Genomic DNA, 18,439 nt, shown 5'->3' with positions numbered 1-18,439 from the left:
GTGAGCCTAACCTGACTCTCCCTGGGGCGACTTCCGGCCGCGGTTGTGTCCTACTCCGGGAGGGTTTCGGGGCCGAGCTGTTCCGGCAGTGGCTGCGGGGGCCGCGGACCGACGTACTGGCCCACCGGGCGCATGCGCAGCGGGCGCTCGCCGTACTCCTCCAAGGCGTGGGCGATCCAGCCCGCCGTCCGGGCGACGGCGAAGATCGTCTCGCCGGCCGTGGCGGGCATGCCGCTGGACGCGGTGAACACCGCGAGGGCGAGGTCGACGTTGGCGTGCAGCGGGGTGTGCCGGGCGGTGGTGGCGACGATGTCCCGGGCGGCGAGCAGGGCGGACTCCGCGCGCGGGACCTGCTCCAGGAGGCCGAACAGCACGCTCGCGCGCGGATCCTCGCCGGCGTAGAGACGGTGGCCGAGCCCCGGGACCCGGCGTCCCGCGCGCAGTTCGCCGGCGATCACCGGGACCGCCGTGCCCTGGTCGAGCACATCGAGGAGCATGCGGTGGGCGTCGCCGCTCGCGGCGCCGTGCAGCGGGCCCTCCAGGACGCCGAGCCCGGCCGAGACGGCCGCGTAGGCGTGCGCGCGGGCCGAGGCGGCGACGCGGACCGCGAGCGTGGAGGCGGCCAGATCGTGGTCCGCGAGCAGGGCGAGAGCGGTGTCCAGGACCCGCAGGGACGCCTCGTCGGCGGGACGGCCGGTCAGCCGGGCCCAGAGCCGGTGGGCGAGCGGAGCGTCGTCCTCGTGGCCGCGCCGGGCCGGTGGCAGCGCGGCGACGAGCGTGGGGATCAGGATCCGCGCGGTGTTCAGCACGGCGTCCTCGGACAGGTCGAAGCGCAGCGGGTCCTCTGCTGCCGCGGCGATGGCCGCCACGCGCAGCCGGTCGGTGGGGGAGGCGTGCTCGGACAGCGCGTTCACCGCGCGGCGCGCGATCTCGACGGTGGGGGCGGGGGCGGAGAAGGTCACGCCCGGGGTGAGCCGGCCCGTCCACAGCCACTCCGCGATCTCCTCGTAGGAGTGACGGAGCGCCAGCTCGACGGCGTCCACGCCCCGGAAGTAGTACCGGTCCTGCTCGATCAGTGTGATGCGGGTCCGGACGGACAGGTCGCCGCCGGAACCCGGGGTCCCGGCCGCCTCCCGGCGGTGACGCCGGGCGAGGGCCTCGACCTCCTTCGCCTCGAAGGTGCTGGCACGGCCGCCGGGCTCGCGCCTGCTGCTGAGCAGGCCGCGGCTCACGTACGCGTACACCGTCTCCGGCTTCACGCCGAGCAGTTCCGCGGTCTCCTTGGTGGTCAGGCTGCGCCCGGGACGGCCGGGAGCGGGTTCGTGATCGCGCATGGGGGTCACCGTAGCCGCCTCTGCACATGTTGATTGGAATGCATTGATTAAATCAATATTGACAAGGAATTAGTCAAGCATGGACAGTCGGATCAAGTCCAGGGAGGAGAACCATGGCCATCAACAGGACCGCGACCCCGCTCATCGAGGCACCGCGCGGACTCGCCGGCGTCGTCGTCACCGAGACCGGGATCGGTGACGTCCGGGGGCGCGAGGGCTTTTATCACTACCGCCAGTACTCAGCCGTCGAACTCGCGCGGACCCGCGGCTTCGAGGACGTCTGGCACCTTCTGGTCCACGGCACGCTCCCGGACGCGGAGCGCCGCGCCGCCTTCGCCGCCGAGACCGCGGCGCTGCGGCGGCTGCCCGAGGAGGTCCGCGCGGCACTGCCGGCGATCGCCGCGGCGAGCCGTGTCTCCGGGCCGCTGTCCGGGCTGCGCACGGCCCTGTCCCTGCTGGGTTCGGCGCGGGGCCTGCGTCCGGTGTACGACATCGACGCCGACCGGCGCCGCGCCGACACCCTGGTCGTCTGCGCCGCCGTACCCACCCTGCTCACCGCGCTGTACCGGCTGGGGCAGGGCCTGGAGCCGGTCGAGCCGCGCGACGAGCTCCCGTACGCGGCCAACTACCTGTACATGCTCACGGGTGAGGAGCCCGGGCCGCGCCAGGCACGTGCGGTCGAGCAATATCTGATCTCAACCATTGATCATGGGTTCAATGCATCAACTTTCACGGCCCGCGTCATCGCCTCCACCGGAGCCGACGTGGCCGCCTGCCTGACCGGAGCGGTGGGTGCCCTGTCCGGGCCGTTGCACGGAGGCGCTCCCAGCCGGGCCCTGGACACCCTGGACGCCATCGGCACGCCGGACCGGATCGACCCGTGGATCCGCGAGCGGGTGCTCGCCGGCGACCGGATCATGGGCTTCGGGCACGCCATCTACCGTACGGAGGACCCCCGTTCGCGGATGCTGCGGGAGATCGCCCTCGGCTTCGGCGGTCCGCGCGTCGACTTCGCGGTGGAGGTCGAGCGCCGCGTCGAGGCGATCCTCGCCGAGCTGAAGCCCGGCCGTGAACTCCACACCAACGTGGAGTTCTACGCCGGCGTGGTCATGGAGCTCTGCGGACTTCCCCGCGAGATGTTCACCCCCACCTTCGCGGCGGCACGCGTGGTCGGCTGGAGCGCCAACATTCTGGAACAGGCGGCCGATTCGAAGATCATCCGTCCGGTGGCGCGGTATGTGGGGCCGACGCCGCCGGTCGCGGTACCGGCCGCGCTCTGACCCGGCCGGCCGACGCCGACGCCCTCTTATCCTGGTCCGGCAGCCGGTCCACGGAAGAGAGGTCACCCGTTGGGGAACAGCAGCGGTCCGCAGATCCCGGTCGTCGTGCTCGCCGGATTCCTGGGCTCCGGGAAGACCACGCTCCTCAACCACCTCCTGCACCGCAGCGGAGGCAGCCGGATCGGGGCGATCGTCAACGACTTCGGGGCCATCGAGATCGACGCGATGGCAGTCGCGGGCGCCCTCGGCGACTCGACCGTCTCGCTCGGCAACGGCTGCCTGTGCTGTGCCGTCGACGCCGGCGAACTCGACCTCTACCTGGAGCGACTCGCCGACCCGGGCACCGGCATCGACGTGATCGTCATCGAGGCCAGCGGGCTCGCCGAGCCGCAGGAACTGGTGCGGATGGTGCTGGCCGGCGAGCATCCGAGGGTCGTCTACGGCGGTCTGGTCGAGGTCGTGGACGCTGCCGAGTTCGACGACACACGTGCGAGGCATCCGGAGATCGACCGGCATCTGGCCCTCGCCGACCTGGTCGTGGTCAACAAGCTCGACCGGGCCGCCGACGGTGACCGGGTGCTCGGTCTGGTGCGCTCCCTCGCCGACCGCGCCGCCGTGGTCCCCGCCACCTACGGCCGGATCGACCCGGAGTTCCTCTTCGACTGCAGGCCGAGCGAGGAGCGGATCGGGCAGCTGTCCTTCGACGACCTGCACGAGCACACCGAGGGCGACGGGCACCAGGAGCACGCCGGTCATCTGCACACCGGCTACGACAGCCTCTCCTTCACCTCCGAGGCGCCCCTGGAACCCCGCCGGCTCATGCGGTTCCTGGACAGCCGGCCCGAGGGGCTGTACCGGATCAAGGGGTACGTCGGCTTCGGGCCGCACGACCCCCTCAACCGGTATGCCGTGCACGCCGTCGGCCGGTTCCTGCGCTTCTACCCGGAGCCCTGGGGCGCTGCCGGCGACCGCCTCACCCAGCTCGTGCTGATCGGTTCCGGCATCGACACCGAGGCCCTCGGCCAGGAGCTCAAGGGGTGCGAGAACGACGCCCCACACGCCGACGAACACGGCATGTGGGGCGTCCTGCGCTATGTCCAGGGCTCCGAGGAGGAGCCCGGCGCGCAGCCCTACGAGGCCTCGTACGAGGCCTAGAGCACCGGTCCCGCGACCACCGCCACCGTCTTCGGCAGCGACGTGCCCGAGCCGTCCCGGCGCGGGTCCAGCTCCGGCAGCTCCACCGGGGTGCCGTTCTTCTGCGCCGCGTGCGCAGGAGTCGGGCCCGCCCAGGCCAGCGACAGGCAGTCCTCGCCCTTCAGGAACCGCTGGCAGCGCACGCCGCCCGTGGCCCGGCCCTTGCGCGGGTACTGGTCGAACGGGGTCAGCTTGGCCGTTGTCTGCACCGAGTCGTCCAGCGTGCCGCGCGAGCCCGCCACCGTGAACACCACCGCGTCCACCGCCGGGTCGACCGCGGTGAACGAGATCACCTTGGCGCCCTCGGTGAGCTTGATGCCCGCCATACCGCCCGCGGGACGGCCCTGCGGACGCACGATGGCCGCCTGGAAGCGCAGCAGCTGCGCGTCGTCCGTGATGAAGACCAGGTCCTCCTCGCCGGTGCGCAGCTCCACCGCGCCGACGATCCGGTCACCGTCCTTCAGCGTGATGACCTCCAACTCGTCCCTGCTGGACGGGTAGTCGGGCACCACACGCTTGACGACACCCTGCTCGGTGCCGAGCGCCAGGCCCGGGGACGACTCGTCCAGCGTGGTCAGGCAGACCACCGTCTCGTCGTCCTCCAGGGAGACGAACTCCGCCAGCGGCGCCCCACCGGAGAGATTCGGCGCGGTCGCCGTCTCCGGCAGCTGAGGCAGGTCGACGACGTTGATCCGCAGCAGCCGGCCCGCCGAGGTCACCGCGCCGACCTCGCCGCGCGCGGTCGCCGGCACCGCCGAGACGATCACGTCGTGCTTGGCGCGCCTGGCGCCGGCCTGCTCCGGGAACGGCTCGGCGGTCGCCGTACGGGCCAGCAGACCCGTCGACGACAGCAGCACCCGGCACGGGGCGTCGGCGACCTGCAGCGGCACCGTGGCCACCGGGGCGCCCGCGGACTCCAGCAGGACCGTACGCCGGTCGGTACCGAACTGCTTGGCCACGGCGGCCAGTTCGGCCGAGACCAGCTTGCGCAGCTCCGCGTCGGAGTCCAGGATCCGGGTCAGCTCCGCGATCTCCGCGGTGAGCTTGTCCTTCTCCGCCTCCAGCTCGATGCGGTCGTACTTGGTGAGCCGGCGCAGCGGCGTGTCGAGGATGTACTGCGTCTGCACCTCGCTCAGCGAGAATCGCTGCATCAGGCGCTCCTTGGCCTGCGCGGAGTTGTCGCTGGACCGGATCAGCCGGATGACCTCGTCGATGTCGACCAGCGCGGTCAGCAGACCCTCGACCAAGTGCAGCCGGTCGCGCTTCTTGCCGCGGCGGAACTCGCTGCGGCGCCGGACCACGTCGAAGCGGTGGTCGAGATAGACCTCCAGCAGCTCCTTCAGGCCCAGCGTGAGCGGCTGGCCGTCCACCAGTGCGACGTTGTTGATGCCGAAGGACTCCTCCATCGGGGTCAGCTTGTACAGCTGCTCCAGGATCGCCTCCGGCACGAAGCCGTTCTTGATCTCGATGACCAGGCGCAGGCCGTGCTCACGGTCGGTGAGATCCTTGACGTCGGCGATGCCCTGGACCTTCTTGGCGTTGACCAGGTCCTTGATCTTCGCGATGACCTTCTCGGGGCCGACCGTGAAGGGCAGTTCGGTGACCACCAGGCCCTTGCGGCGCGCCGTCACCGTCTCGATCGAGACCGTCGCGCGCATCTTGAAGGTGCCACGGCCCGTCGCGTACGCGTCACGGATGCCGTCCAGGCCGACGATCCGTCCGCCGGTGGGCAGGTCCGGGCCCGGGACGTGCTTCATCAGCGCGTCCAGGTCCGCGTTCGGGTGCTTGATCAGATGACGGGCGGCCGCGATGACCTCGCGCAGGTTGTGCGGCGCCATGTTCGTCGCCATGCCGACCGCGATGCCCGAGGAGCCGTTGACCAGCAGGTTCGGGAAGGCGGCGGGCAGTGCCACCGGCTCGCGCTCCTGGCCGTCGTAGTTCGGCGCGAAGTCGACCGTGTCCTCGTCGATCGACTCCGTCATCAGGCTCGTCGCCTCGGCCTGGCGGCACTCGGTGTACCGCATGGCGGCCGGCGGGTCGTCGTTGCCCAGCGAGCCGAAGTTGCCGTGGCCGTCGACCAGCGGCACCCGCATGGAGAAGGGCTGGGCCATGCGCACCAGCGCGTCGTAGATCGACGCGTCGCCGTGCGGGTGCAGCTTGCCCATGACCTCGCCGACGACGCGCGCGCACTTCACATAGCCGCGGTCGGGGCGCAGGCCCATCTCATTCATCTGGTAGACGATCCGGCGGTGCACCGGCTTGAGGCCGTCACGGGCGTCCGGCAGGGCGCGCGAGTAGATGACCGAGTAGGCGTACTCGAGGTAGGAGCCACGCATCTCGTCCACGACGTCGATGTCGAGGATCCTCTCCTCGAACGAGTCGTCGGGCGGCGGGGTCTTCGTGCTGCGGCGGGCCATCGCTGCCGGCTCCTTGCTGAAGCGATTGACTGATCTGACGCGGACCATTGTGGACCGCGGCACTGACAACCCGTGCCACGACCCCGGTCCCCGGAGGTTTCCCAGCATCCCCGGGCGGGTCCGGAGCGGGCCGCGGGATCCGCTGTGGGCGTACGTCCCGCCGGAACTTCGCCGAGGTCCCGCACGGTTTGCATACAGTGGCAGGAACGGCAGGAAAACCGCGGTTTCCACAACCGCCTCCGCTCGCGAAGGGATGTACATGCCCATGGGTCACACGACCACAGCCGAGGCAGGCTCCGGGGGCCTGACAGCGACCGAGCATCGCCTGGCCAACGGTCTGCGCGTGGTGCTCTCCGAGGACCACCTGACCCCGGTCGCGGCGGTCTGCCTCTGGTACGACGTCGGCTCCCGCCACGAAGTCAAGGGCCGTACCGGCCTGGCTCACCTTTTCGAGCACCTGATGTTCCAGGGCTCGGCGCAGGTCCAGGGCAACGGTCACTTCGAGCTCGTCCAGGGCGCCGGCGGCTCGCTGAACGGCACCACCAGCTTCGAGCGCACCAACTACTTCGAGACCATGCCCGCCCACCAGCTGGAGCTCGCCCTCTGGCTGGAGGCCGACCGCATGGGCTCGCTGCTCGCCGCCCTGGACGACGAGTCCATGGAGAACCAGCGGGACGTCGTCAAGAACGAGCGCCGCCAGCGCTACGACAACGTGCCCTACGGCACCGCCTTCGAGAAGCTGACCGGCCTGTCCTACCCGGAGGGCCACCCCTACCACCACACGCCGATCGGCTCGATGGCGGACCTGGACGCGGCCACCCTGGAGGACGCCCGCCAGTTCTTCCGTACCTACTACGCGCCGAACAACGCGGTACTCTCCGTGGTCGGCGACATCGATCCTCACCAGACCCTCGCCTGGATCGAGAAATACTTCGGGTCGATCCTGTCCCACGACGGCAAGCCCGCCCCCCGCGACGGTTCCCTGCCGGAGGTCATCGGCGAGCAGAAGCGCGAGGTTGTCGTCGAGGAGGTCCCGGCGCGCGCCCTGATGGCCGCCTACCGCCTCCCGCACGACGGCACGCGCGCGTGCGACGCCGCCGACATCGCCCTGACCGTCCTCGGCGGCGGCGAGTCCTCCCGCCTCTACAACCGGCTGGTGCGACGCGACCGCACGGCCGTCGCGGCCGGATTCGGCCTGCTGCGGCTCGCCGGCGCGCCCTCCATGGGCTGGCTGGACGTGAAGACCTCCGGTGACGTCGAGGTGCCGGTCATCGAGACCGCCATCGACGAGGAGCTGGCCCGGTTCGCCGAGGAGGGCCCCACGCCCGAGGAAATGGAGCGCGCCCAGGCCCAGTTGGAGCGCGAGTGGCTGGACCGGCTGGGCACGGTCGCAGGGCGTGCCGACGAACTGTGCCGGTTCGCCGTCCTGTTCGGCGATCCGCAGCTCGCCCTCACCGCCGTCAAGCGCGTCCTGGAGGTGACCCCCGAGGAGGTCCGGGAGGTCGCCAAGGCCCGCCTGCGGCCCGACAACCGAGCGGTCCTCGTCTACGAGCCGCTGTCCGCCGATTCCGCCGAGCACACCGAGGAAGCGGGGCGCGGTGAGGACCCGGAGCAGGAAGCGACCGTAGAGGCCGGTAACGAGAACGAGGAGACGGCCAAGTGACCGAGCTCGCCACCATGGACTTCCACCCCCAGCCGCAGCCCGGCGAGGCCAAGCCGTGGGCGTTCCCGGCCCCCGAGCGGGGCACGCTCGACAACGGCCTGACCGTGCTGCGCTGCCACCGCCCCGGCCAGCAGGTCGTCGCCGTCGAGGTGCTGCTGGACGCGCCCCTGGACGCCGAGCCGGCCGGCCTGGACGGCGTCGCCACGATCATGGCGCGGGCCTTCTCCGAGGGCACCGACAAGCACTCCGCCGAGGAGTTCGCCGCCGAACTGGAGCGCGCGGGCGCCACGCTGGACTCGCACGCCGACCACCCCGGCGTCCGGATCAGCCTGGAGGTGCCGGCCTCCCGCCTGGCCAAGGGGCTCGGTCTGCTCGCCGACGCGCTGCGCGCGCCCGCGTTCGCCGACAGCGAGGTGGAGCGGCTGGTCCGCAACCGCCTGGACGAGATCCCGCACGAGCTGGCCAACCCCTCGCGCCGGGCCGCGAAGGAGCTCTCCAAGGAGCTGTTCCCGGTGGCCTCGCGCATGTCGCGCCCGCGCCAGGGCACCGAGGAGACGGTCGAGAAGATCGACGCCGCCGCCGTACGCGCCTTCTACAGCCGGCACGTACGCCCCGCCACGGCCACCGCGGTCGTCGTCGGCGACCTCACCGGCGTCGACCTGGACGCGCTGCTCGGCGACACCCTGGGCGCCTGGACGGGCACCCCGGGCGAGCCGCGGCCCGTGCCGTCGGTGACCGCGGACGACACCGGACGCGTGGTCATCGTGGACCGGCCCGGCGCCGTCCAGACGCAGTTGCTCATCGGCCGCGTCGGCCCCGACCGGCACGACCGCGTGTGGCCCGCACAGGTGCTCGGCACCTACTGCCTCGGCGGCACCCTCACCTCCCGCCTGGACCGCGTCCTGCGCGAGGAGAAGGGCTACACCTACGGTGTGCGCGCGTTCGGCCAGGTCCTTCGTTCCGCGCCGGACGGTACGGGCGCGTCGATGCTCGCCATCAGCGGCTCCGTGGACACCCCCAACACCGGCCCGGCGCTGGAGGACCTGTGGAAGGTGCTGCGCACCCTCGCCGCGGACGGCCTGACCGACGTCGAGCGGGACGTGGCCGTGCAGAACCTCGTCGGGGTGGCGCCGCTGAAGTACGAGACCGCGGCCGCCGTCGCGAGCACGCTGGCCGACCAGGTCGAGCAGCACCTGCCCGACGACTTCCAGGCGACGCTCTATCAGCAGCTCGCGGCGACGGGCACGGTGGAGGCCACGGCGGCCGCCGTGAACGCCTTCCCGGTGGACCGCCTGGTGACCGTCCTCGTCGGTGACGCCGCTCAGATCAAGGCGCCGGTGGAGGCGCTCGGCATCGGTGAAGTGACCGTGGTGGCGGCCGAGTAGTGCCCGCATGGACGGCTGAGTGACGGCACACGCGCGTGGGGCCCTGACGACCAACTCGTCGTCAGGGCCCCCGGTGTTCCACTCCCTTCCCCAGATGCCCGATTTGAGGCGGAGGTTGCCTGTCTGCCCTGTGGGATGCGCTACAAAAGCCCGGATCGGTTTGGGGTTCGAAAGCAGGCTTTCGTAGCGTCGTCCGGGCTGTTCGTCAGTAGGCAGTGCGCCGCACCCGCGGCACCGGACAGCCATCGCCGAGTCCCCGTACGGCGCGAGCCAGGGGAGCCGGGGACCCACGCAGTCCCTGGGGTGAATCGGGCGCCCGCGCGAGCGCGAGGGAGTCCGTAGGAGACCTTCCTGCTCCGAACCCGTCAGCTAACCCGGTAGGCGAGAGGGAAGGAAAGGACCAGCCACTTCATGGCGTTCATGTGCGCCACCGGGAAGCACCGCAAGCCCGGCCGGGTCAAGCGCACCACCGCTCAGGCGGCAGGCGTCGCGGCCCTCACCACCACCGGTGTCATCGGCACCCTCGCCGCCTCTCCGGCACTCGCCGCCGAGAACACGGTGGAGCAGACCGGGCTCACGCCGGTCCTCGCCGTGAGCGACGGCGTCGCCGAGCACATCGACGCACAGGCCGACGCGCAGCAGCAGGCCGCGGAGCAGAAGGCGGCCGAGGAGGCCGCGGCCAGGAAGGCGAAGGAGGAGCGCGAGGCCAGGGCCCGTGCCGCCCGGGAGGCCGAGCGCAAGCGCCTGAACGCCTTCGTCGCCCCGATAACCGACTCCTACGTCTCCACCGGCTACCAGGCCAGCAGTTCCCTGTGGTCCTCCGGCCACCACACGGGCATCGACTTCCACGCCGCCAGCGGCACCCCCGTCCACGCGGTCGGCTCCGGCACGGTCGTCTCCACCGGCTGGGGCGGCGCGTACGGCAACCAGATCGTGATCCGGATGGCCGACGGCATGTACACCCAGTACGGCCACCTGTCGTCCATCGGCGTCTCGGTCGGTCAGCAGGTCAGCTCCGGGCAGCAGATCGGCCTGGCCGGCGCGACCGGCAACACCACCGGCCCGCACCTGCACTTCGAGGCCCGTACGACCCCCGACTACGGCTCGGACGTCGACCCCGTCGCCTACCTCCGCAAGCACGGCGTGAACGTCTGACGCCCCGTCGCGCGGCACGCGAAGCCCCGGCTCACGAGCCGGGGCTTTCGCCGTTTTTCACGGGCCCCTCCCGACCCGCTGACCAAAAAATATCCATGGATTCCGGACCGCCGTCGGAAATTCCGGCTCATTGGAATAGAGTCACGGAACACGCGTCCATCGTCGACGTTTCACGGGGATTAAGGCGGAGGTCGGTCATGCGTATTCCGGCGCACTCTGTGTGCACGGCCATCCGGGACGACATCGTCGCGGGTGTCTACGAGCGCGGCGGCCGGCTGACCGAGGAAGTCCTGGCCCGCCGCTACGGCGTCTCGCGCGTCCCTGTCCGCGAGGCCCTGCGCACCCTGGAGGCCGAGGGCTTCGTGGTGACCCGCCGGCACGCGGGCGCGTGCGTGGCCGAGCCGACCGAGCAGGAGGCCGCCGACCTGCTGGAGATGCGCCTGCTGCTGGAGCCGCTCGGGGCGGCCCGGGCCGCCCAGCGGCGCACCGAGGCCCATCTGAAGGTGCTGCGCGGCCTCGTCAGGCTGGGCCAGGAGCGGGCCCGCAGTGGCAACAGCGGCGATCTGCGCTCGCTGGGCGGCTGGTTCCACGAGACGCTCGCCCAGGCCTCGGGCAGCTCCTCGCTGACCACGATGCTCGGCCAGCTGCGGCACAAGATCGCCTGGATGTACGCGGTGGAGGCGCCGTCGAGTCCGGTGGATCACTGGGCCGAGCACGGCGCCATCGTCGACGCGGTGGCGCGCGGCGACGGCGAGCGCGCGCGGGCCGTCACGGCGCTGCACACCGAGCGCGCGACGGCCGCGCACCGGCTGCGTTTTTCCGGAAGCCCCGAACGTGTGAGGACTTCGCAACACGCCGTAAACATGTCGGGCCTTCGGCATTAACACGGGCGCCGTATACAAAGAAGAGGTATTCGGCCGCGGACTATTTCCGCGCCCCAATTCCGGTGTGCGCGCAATGAGCCCGGAAACAGCGGAGCCGCGCCGCCCGAAAAGGGCGACGCGGCTCCGCCGTATCAATGCGCTGGTGTTCAGACCGTCTCGGGCAGTTCCTCGAGGCCCTCGGAGACCAGCTTGGCCAGACGGTCCAGGGCGGCGTCGGCGCCCTCGGCGTCGGAGGCGAGGACGATCTCCTCGCCGCCCTGGGCGCCCAGGCCCAGGACAGCCAGCATGGAGGCCGCGTTGACGGGGTTGCCGTCAGCCTTGGCGATCGTCACCGGGACGCCTGCGGCCGTGGCGGCTCGGACGAAGATGGAGGCGGGGCGGGCGTGGAGGCCCTCGGCCCAGCCGACGTTGACGCGGCGCTCAGCCATGTGTTGCTGCCCTTCAGTCTTCAGGGTTGTCTAGACCAGTTTCCCATATCGCGAAGCATGCCCGGAGCGGACCTTCGTCCGCTCCGGCGTGGCGTCGGAACCGCGGCCTCGGTTCCGGCTTCCGTCCTCCACAGACTGCCCCGCGCCGTTGTCGGACGCGAGCCGTACTCTGGGGCCCATGCAGACCTCGGCGGACCGGCAGGACCGGCACCAATACCCCGCCCACTGGGAGGCGGACGTGGTGCTGCGCGACGGGGGTACCGCGCGCATCAGGCCCATCACCGTTGATGACGCCGACCGCCTGGTCAGCTTCTACGAGCAGGTCTCGGACGAGTCGAAGTACTACCGCTTCTTCGCGCCGTACCCCAGGCTCTCCGCCAAGGACGTCCACCGCTTCACGCACCACGACTTTGTGGACCGGGTGGGACTCGCGGCCACCATCGGCGGCGAGTTCATCGCCACCGTACGCTATGACCGCATCGGCCCGGACGGCATGCCCGCGTCCGTACCCGCCGACGAGGCCGAGGTGGCCTTCCTGGTGCAGGACGCCCACCAGGGCCGCGGGGTCGCCTCCGCCCTGCTGGAGCACATCGCGGCGGTCGCCCGCGAGCGCGGCATCCGCCGCTTCGCCGCCGAGGTGCTGCCCGCCAACACCAAGATGATCAAGGTGTTCACGGACGCCGGCTACACCCAGCAGCGCAGCTTCGAGGACGGCGTCGTCCGCCTGGAGTTCGACCTCGAACCCACCGACCGCTCCCTCGCCGTGCAGCGCGCGCGGGAACAGCGCGCCGAGGCCCGCTCGGTACGGCGGCTGCTGATGCCCGGCTCGGTCGCGGTCGTCGGCGTCGGCCGCGCCCCCGGCGGCGTCGGCCGCAGCGTCCTCGGCAACATCCGGGACGCCGGCTACGGCGGCCGACTGCACGCGGTGAACAAGGCCTTCCCCGAGGACCTGCAGGAGGTCGACGGGGTGCCGGCACACCGGCGCGTGCGGGACATCGGCGGCCCGGTGGACCTCGCCGTGGTCGCCGTGCCGGCCGAGTACGTGCCTGCCGTGGTCGCCGAGTGCGGTGAACACGGGGTGCAGGGGCTCGTCGTACTCTCCGCCGGGTACGCCGAGAGCGGGCCCGAGGGGCGCGAGCGGCAGCGGGCTCTCGTCCAGCAGGCACGCGCGTACGGCATGCGGCTCATCGGCCCGAACGCCTTCGGGATCATCAACACCGCGCCGGACGTGCGCCTCAACGCCTCCCTCGCCCCGGAGATGCCCCGCCCCGGCCGCATCGGCATGTTCGCCCAGTCCGGCGCCATCGGCATCGCCCTGCTGTCCCGACTGCACCGGCGCGGGGGAGGGGTCACCGGGGTCACCGGCGTGTCCACCTTCGTGTCCGCCGGCAACCGCGCGGACGTCTCCGGCAACGACGTCCTCCAGTACTGGTACGACGACCCCGAGACCGACGTCGTCCTCATGTACCTGGAGTCCATCGGCAACCCGCGCAAGTTCACGCGCCTCGCGCGCCGGACGGCGGCGGCCAAGCCGCTGGTCGTGGTGCAGGGGGTCGGCTCCGCGCCGCAGGGGCACGCGGTCCGGGCCACCCGGCTGCCGCACGCCACCGTCTCCGCACTGCTGCGGCAGGCCGGGGTGATCCGGGTCGACACGATCACCGAGCTGGTCGACGCGGGGCTGCTGCTCGCCCGGCAGCCGCTGCCGGCGGGGCCGAGGGTGGCGATCCTGGGGAACTCCGAGTCGCTGGGGGTGCTGACGTACGACCGGTGTGTGGCGGAGGGCCTGCGGCCCTCGCGCCCGCTGGACCTGACGACAGGAGCCACGGCGGAGGACTTCCACCGGGCGCTGGGTGCCGCGCTGGCCGACGAGACGTGCGACTCCGTCGTGGTGACGGCGATCCCGGCGATCGGGGAAGCCTCCCCGGGGGATGCGGAGCTGGCCGAGGCGTTGCGCTCGGCTGCGGCTGCCGTTCCGGGGAAGCCGGTGCTGGTGGTGCATGTGGAGCTCGGGGGGCTTGCGGAGGCGTTGTCCGCTGCGGCGAGCACTGCACCACAGGCCGTTTCCGGGGCGGCCGGTACCGAGGCCGGTGCCCACCCTCCCCCGCTCTCGGCTTCGCTCGAGCGGGGGGACCCCCATCGCCTTGTGGAACGGCCGCCCGCCGCGATGGCGGAGACCGGCGCGCCCACCGCGGTAGCGGATGCGACCAGTCCGCCGGAAGGCATGCACCTCATCCCCGCCTACCCCGCCGCCGAGCGCGCCGTGCGGGCGTTGGCCGAAGCCGTCAGGTACGGGCAGTGGCGGAGGGAGGCGATGGATCCGGGGAAGGTGCCCGAGTACGAGGACATCGACGAGAAGGGGGCCGCGCGGCTGATCGGTGAGCTGCTCGCGCGCGGGGAAGGCCTCACCATCTCCGAAAGGGAGACCTGCGAGCTGCTCGGCCAGTACGGCATCCCCGTGCGGCGCGCGCTGCCCGCGCCCACCCCGGACGCCGCCGCCGAAGCCGCCCGCGCCCTCGGCTACCCGGTCGCCCTCAAGGCCACCGCCCCGCATCTGCGGCACCGCGCCGACCTGGGCGGCGTACGCCTCGACCTGGCGGACGAGGAGCAACTGCGCCGGGCGTACGCCGAGTTGACCGAGCTGTTCGGCAAGCCGGAGGAGCTGCGGCCGGTGGTGCAGGGCATGGCACCGCGCGGCGTCGACACCGTCGTACGGGCCGTGATCGACCCGGCGGCCGGGGCCGTGCTGTCGTTCGGGCTGGCCGGGGCCGCCTCCCAGCTGCTCGGGGACATGGCCCACCGGCTGGTCCCGGTCACCGACCGGGAGGCGACCTCGCTGGTGCGGTCGATCCGTACGGCACCGCTGCTGTTCGGCTGGCGCGGCTCCACACCCGTCGACACCCCGGCGCTGGAGGCGCTGCTGCTGCGGGTGTCCCGGCTGGTCGACGACCATCCCGAGGTGGTCGCCGTCACCCTGGAACCGGTCGTCGTCGCCCCGCACGGCGTGAGCGTCCTCGGCGCCACGGTACGGCTCGCACCCCCGCCCGTCCGGGACGACCTCGGCCCGCGCACGATGCCGGCCTACTGATCAGGGAGGGGGCGGGGGCCGCATGGAGATCGCCGGGCCCGGCGGTTGCCCGAAGGCGGCTGCGCGTGTCGGCTCGGGCTTCCGGTGCGTGCGCGGGTGCGGGAACGTGAGGGTTCTCGCACCCACGTGGCGGAGCCCATATCGAGCGCGGCCGCGTGCCCCTGAGGCCGGCGGCCTCCGCCTCGGCTCCCAGTGGCCGCGGCCCGCCCCCGGTCTCCGCGACTGGCCCGGACCCCCCGTGCCCACGGATTAGGATGGACGCCATGGCCAAGACCAGTACGACGACCCAGGGGCTGCGCGCGGCGATCGAGCGCAGCGGCTACTACCCGGCCCTCGTGGCCGAGGCGGTGGAGGCCGCTCTGGGCGGCGAGCCCATCCGGTCGTACCTGGTCCACCAGGAGACCACCTTCGACCAGAACGAGGTACGGCGGCATGTGACCGTGCTCGTTCTCACCGGCAACCGCTTCATCGTCAGCCACACCGACGAGCAGGCCGCCGACAGCACCTCCCCGACGCCGTACGCCACCACCTCCACCGAGTCCGTGAAGCTCGGCCGGATCTCGTCGGTCGTGGTCAGCCGGGTGGTCGCCAATCCCGAGCAGTACGCGCCGGGCACCCTGCCCCGCGAGGTCGTGCTGACCATCGGCTGGGGCGCGGTCAGCCGCATCGACCTGGAGCCCGCGGCCTGCGGCGACCCCAACTGCGACGCCGACCACGGCTACACCGGCAGCTCCACGGCGGACGACCTCAGCCTGCGCGTCAGCGAGGCCGGGGACGGCCCGGATACGGTGCGGCAGGCACTCGCCTTCGCACAGGCCATCTCGGAGGCGACCGCGGACATCGCCCGCTGATGTCCCAGCTCTCCGCCTGGGACCACCCGGAACCCCTCGCCCTGGACACCGCGCCGCTGCCCGAGTACGGCGCCGGCTCCCTCGCCGACCTGCTGCCCACCCTGGCCGCCGGCATGGGCGTCCCCGGCATGACCGCCACGATCCGGGAACTGACCGCGGCCGACCGGGTCTGCGTCCTCCTGATCGACGGGCTCGGCTGGGAGCAGCTGCTGGCCCACCGGGACGAGGCGCCCTTCCTGAACTCGCTGCTCGGCACCTCGCGCGGTGGCACCGGCCGACCGCTCACCGCCGGCTACCCGGCGACCACCGCCGTCTCCCTCGCCTCCGTCGGCACCGGCCTGCCGCCCGGCGTGCACGGCCTGCCCGGCTACACCGTGCGCAACCCGGCGACCGGCGAGCTGATGAACCAGCTCCGCTGGCAGCCGTACACCGATCCGCGCGCCTGGCAGCCGTACCCCACCGTCTTCCAGCTGGCGCAGGACGCAGGGGTGCACGCCGCCCAGGTGACCTCGCCCGTCTTCGAGCACACCCCGCTCACCAGGATCGCGCTCAGCGGCGGCAGCTTCCACGGCCGGCTGAGCGGCGAGGAGCGCATGGACCTCGCGGCCGAGCAACTGGCCGCCGGGGACCGCTCGCTGGTCTACACGTACTACTCCGAGCTGGACGGCGCCGGACACCGCTACGGTGTCGCCTCCGACACCTGGCGCGGCCAGCTGATGTACGTCGACCGGCTCGCCCAGCGCCTCGCCGAGCAACTGCCGCCGCGCAGCGCGCTCTACGTCACCGCCGACCACGGCATGGTCGACGTCCCGTTCGACGACGAGCACCGCATCGACTTCGACACGGACTGGGAACTGCGCGCCGGGGTGGCCCTGCTGGGCGGCGAGGGCCGGGCGCGGCACGTGTACGCGGTGCCGGGCGCCGAGAACGACGTACTGACCGTCTGGCGCGAGGTGCTCGGCGAGCAGTTCTGGGTGGCCTCGCGGGACGAGGCGATCGCGGCGGGCTGGTTCGGGCCGCACATCGACGAGCGGGTGTACCCACGGCTCGGGGACGTGGTCGCGGCCGCGCACGACGACGTGCTGATCATCGCGTCCGAGCGCGAGCCGAAGGAGTCGGCGCTGGTCGGCAACCACGGTTCGATGACGTCCGCCGAGCAGCTGGTCCCCCTGCTCGAAGTACGCTCCTGACGCTCGACTCCCTGTGACTACTCGTGTGACTACTCGCCGAAAGGTGCTCAACTCCTCATGCCCGAGCTGGTGTTCTTCTCCGGAACGATGGACTGCGGGAAGTCGACCCTGGCTCTGCAGATCGAGCACAACCGCTCCGCGCGCGGTCTCGTCGGCATGATCTTCACCCGGAACGACCGCGCGGGCGAGGGCAAGCTGTCCTCCCGGCTCGGCCTGGTCACCGACGCGGTGGAGGTCGCCGCCGACCAGGACCTGTACGCCTCTCTCGTGGAGCACCTCTCGCAGGGTCGCCGGGCCGACTACGTGATCGCGGACGAGGCACAGTTCCTCGCGCCCGAGCAGATCGACCAGCTCGCGCGCGTGGTGGACGATCTCGGCCTTGACGTGTACGCCTTCGGGATCACCACCGACTTCCGCTCCAAGCTCTTCCCCGGCTCGCAGCGGCTGGTGGAGCTGGCCGACCGCATCGAGGTGCTCCAGGTGGAGGCGCTGTGCTGGTGCGGCGCCCGCGCCACGCACAACGCCCGCACGATAGGCGGCGAGATGGTGGTCGAGGGCGCCCAGGTGGTCGTCGGCGACGTCAACCAGGCGGCCGACGAGGTCGGCTACGAGGTGCTGTGCCGCCGTCACCACCGCCGTCGGATGACCGCGGCGACGGCACGGGCGGCCGCCCTCTCCCCGGACGTCCTGCCGGTCTCGTCCGGCTGAATCAGACGCGGGGGACCGACTGGTCCCACCCCGGGTGCTCAGTGCGGGTTCTGGATCACCGAGAACTCCGCGCCCTCCGGGTCCGCCACCGTCGCCACCCGGCCGTGCGGGCTGTCGTGCGGCTGTCTGATGACACGGCCGCCGAGGTCCGCCACGTGCCGCACCGTCGCGTCGGCGTCGGCGACCTCGAAGTACGTCTGCCAGTGCGGTCCGCGATCCCGGGGCAGCGCGTGGCCGACTCCGTGCAGCCCGGCCACCGGGCGGCCGGCGAGATGAAGGGTCACGTAGTCGAAGTCGGCGGAGATCATCGGCTCCCGCTCGTAACCGAACACGGTCGCGTAGAACTTGGAGACGCTCTCCGTCTCGAAGGTCACCAGTTCGTTCCACGCGGGCGTGCCGGGCACCCCGGTGATCGCGGAGCCGAGGTGCGCGACGCCCTGCCAGATGCCGAAGACGGCCCCGGAGGGATCCGCGGCGATGGCGATCCGCCCGGCCTCGGCGGCGTCCAGCGGTCCGACCGCCACGGTGCCGCCGCACTCCCGTACCGTGTCGGCCGTCTGGTCCACGTCCTGCGAGGCGAGGTACGGCGTCCAGGCGATCGGCAGCCGGCGGTCCGGCGGCAGCTGGCCCATGCCGGCCACCTCGTGCCCGTCCAGCAGCGCCCGCACATACGGGCCGAGCTGCTGCGGGCCCGGCCGGAACTCCCAGCCGAACAGCTCACCGTAGAACTCCTCGGTGGCGGCCAGCCCGTGTGCCATCAGGCTCACCCAGCAGGGCGTGCCGGGCGAACGCCGCGCGTGCGGGCCGGCCGGCTCCCGTGCCTCGGTCATCGATCACTCTCTCCCCGGCCCCTCGCGGTGGCCGT

At 72.0% G+C, this 18,439-nt stretch carries 14 protein-coding genes and 1 riboswitch; of the genes, 10 read left to right on the top strand and 4 right to left on the bottom strand.

All coding sequences use genetic code 11. The annotated features are described in order from the left end of the window. Positions 1-50 precede the first annotated feature (50 nt). A complete protein-coding gene (locus tag ACWGJ5_RS14160) occupies positions 51-1,334 on the bottom strand; it encodes a citrate synthase (protein WP_453310002.1) in 1,284 nt (427 codons plus the stop codon). Between the two features lie 113 nt (positions 1,335-1,447). On the opposite strand from ACWGJ5_RS14160, the gene ACWGJ5_RS14155 reads away from it, so the two are divergent. Both ACWGJ5_RS14155 and ACWGJ5_RS14150 read left to right on the top strand, forming a co-directional pair. Continuing rightward, on the top strand, positions 1,448-2,614 hold the full coding sequence (locus ACWGJ5_RS14155) for a citrate synthase/methylcitrate synthase (RefSeq protein WP_453310001.1): 1,167 nt from the start codon (positions 1,448-1,450) through the stop codon (positions 2,612-2,614). A 69-nt stretch (positions 2,615-2,683) separates the two neighbouring features. Then, positions 2,684-3,769, top strand: a complete 1,086-nt coding sequence (locus tag ACWGJ5_RS14150) for a CobW family GTP-binding protein (protein ID WP_453310000.1) — start codon at positions 2,684-2,686, stop codon at positions 3,767-3,769. Here ACWGJ5_RS14150 and ACWGJ5_RS14145 read toward each other — a convergent pair. Next, positions 3,766-6,225 carry a DNA gyrase/topoisomerase IV subunit A gene (locus ACWGJ5_RS14145; protein ID WP_453309999.1) on the bottom strand — a complete coding sequence of 820 codons (2,460 nt, stop codon included), beginning with the start codon at positions 6,223-6,225 and terminating at the stop codon, positions 3,766-3,768. The genes ACWGJ5_RS14150 and ACWGJ5_RS14145 overlap by 4 nt on opposite strands. A gap of 259 nt (positions 6,226-6,484) precedes the next feature. On the opposite strand from ACWGJ5_RS14145, the gene ACWGJ5_RS14140 reads away from it, so the two are divergent. From ACWGJ5_RS14140 to ACWGJ5_RS14125, 4 genes are all read left to right on the top strand, one after another. Continuing rightward, complete coding sequence (locus ACWGJ5_RS14140; protein ID WP_453309998.1) at positions 6,485-7,888, top strand: M16 family metallopeptidase; 1,404 nt, start codon at positions 6,485-6,487, stop codon at positions 7,886-7,888. Next, positions 7,885-9,273: a M16 family metallopeptidase gene (locus ACWGJ5_RS14135; RefSeq protein WP_453309997.1), complete on the top strand. Its 1,389-nt coding sequence runs from the start codon at positions 7,885-7,887 to the stop codon at positions 9,271-9,273. Before ACWGJ5_RS14140 ends, ACWGJ5_RS14135 begins: the two co-directional genes overlap by 4 nt. 236 nt (positions 9,274-9,509) lie before the next feature. Then, a riboswitch (cyclic di-AMP (ydaO/yuaA leader) is annotated at positions 9,510-9,672 on the top strand. Between the two features lie 12 nt (positions 9,673-9,684). Then, a complete protein-coding gene (locus tag ACWGJ5_RS14130) occupies positions 9,685-10,428 on the top strand; it encodes a M23 family metallopeptidase (protein ID WP_453309996.1) in 744 nt (247 codons plus the stop codon). A 197-nt stretch (positions 10,429-10,625) separates the two neighbouring features. After that, positions 10,626-11,312, top strand: coding sequence for a GntR family transcriptional regulator (locus ACWGJ5_RS14125; RefSeq protein WP_453309995.1), 687 nt, complete (start codon positions 10,626-10,628; stop codon positions 11,310-11,312). Positions 11,313-11,458: 146 nt separating this feature from the next. Here the strand turns inward: ACWGJ5_RS14125 and ACWGJ5_RS14120 are convergent, their stop codons facing one another. After that, positions 11,459-11,740: an HPr family phosphocarrier protein gene (locus ACWGJ5_RS14120; protein ID WP_003993478.1), complete on the bottom strand. Its 282-nt coding sequence runs from the start codon at positions 11,738-11,740 to the stop codon at positions 11,459-11,461. Between the two features lie 178 nt (positions 11,741-11,918). Here ACWGJ5_RS14120 and ACWGJ5_RS14115 point away from each other — a divergent pair, with 178 nt between their 5' ends. From ACWGJ5_RS14115 to ACWGJ5_RS14100, 4 genes are all read left to right on the top strand, one after another. Next, on the top strand, positions 11,919-14,825 hold the full coding sequence (locus ACWGJ5_RS14115) for a bifunctional acetate--CoA ligase family protein/GNAT family N-acetyltransferase (RefSeq protein WP_453309994.1): 2,907 nt from the start codon (positions 11,919-11,921) through the stop codon (positions 14,823-14,825). A gap of 263 nt (positions 14,826-15,088) precedes the next feature. Then, positions 15,089-15,676 (top strand): DUF5998 family protein, encoded by a 588-nt coding sequence (locus ACWGJ5_RS14110; RefSeq protein WP_453309993.1) that lies wholly within the window; start codon positions 15,089-15,091, stop codon positions 15,674-15,676. Continuing rightward, positions 15,676-16,866, top strand: coding sequence for an alkaline phosphatase family protein (locus ACWGJ5_RS14105; RefSeq protein ID WP_453309992.1), 1,191 nt, complete (start codon positions 15,676-15,678; stop codon positions 16,864-16,866). The genes ACWGJ5_RS14110 and ACWGJ5_RS14105 overlap by 1 nt, the downstream gene beginning before the upstream one ends. A gap of 57 nt (positions 16,867-16,923) precedes the next feature. After that, positions 16,924-17,574, top strand: coding sequence for a thymidine kinase (locus ACWGJ5_RS14100; protein ID WP_228616635.1), 651 nt, complete (start codon positions 16,924-16,926; stop codon positions 17,572-17,574). Positions 17,575-17,612: 38 nt separating this feature from the next. Here the strand turns inward: ACWGJ5_RS14100 and ACWGJ5_RS14095 are convergent, their stop codons facing one another. After that, positions 17,613-18,404 (bottom strand): VOC family protein, encoded by a 792-nt coding sequence (locus ACWGJ5_RS14095; protein WP_453309991.1) that lies wholly within the window; start codon positions 18,402-18,404, stop codon positions 17,613-17,615. Positions 18,405-18,439 lie beyond the last annotated feature (35 nt).

The organism is Streptomyces sp. NPDC054783 (genome assembly GCF_053611725.1).
Note: the sequence above shows the minus strand (reverse complement) of the source record. Positions and strands in the feature narration are given on the sequence as shown.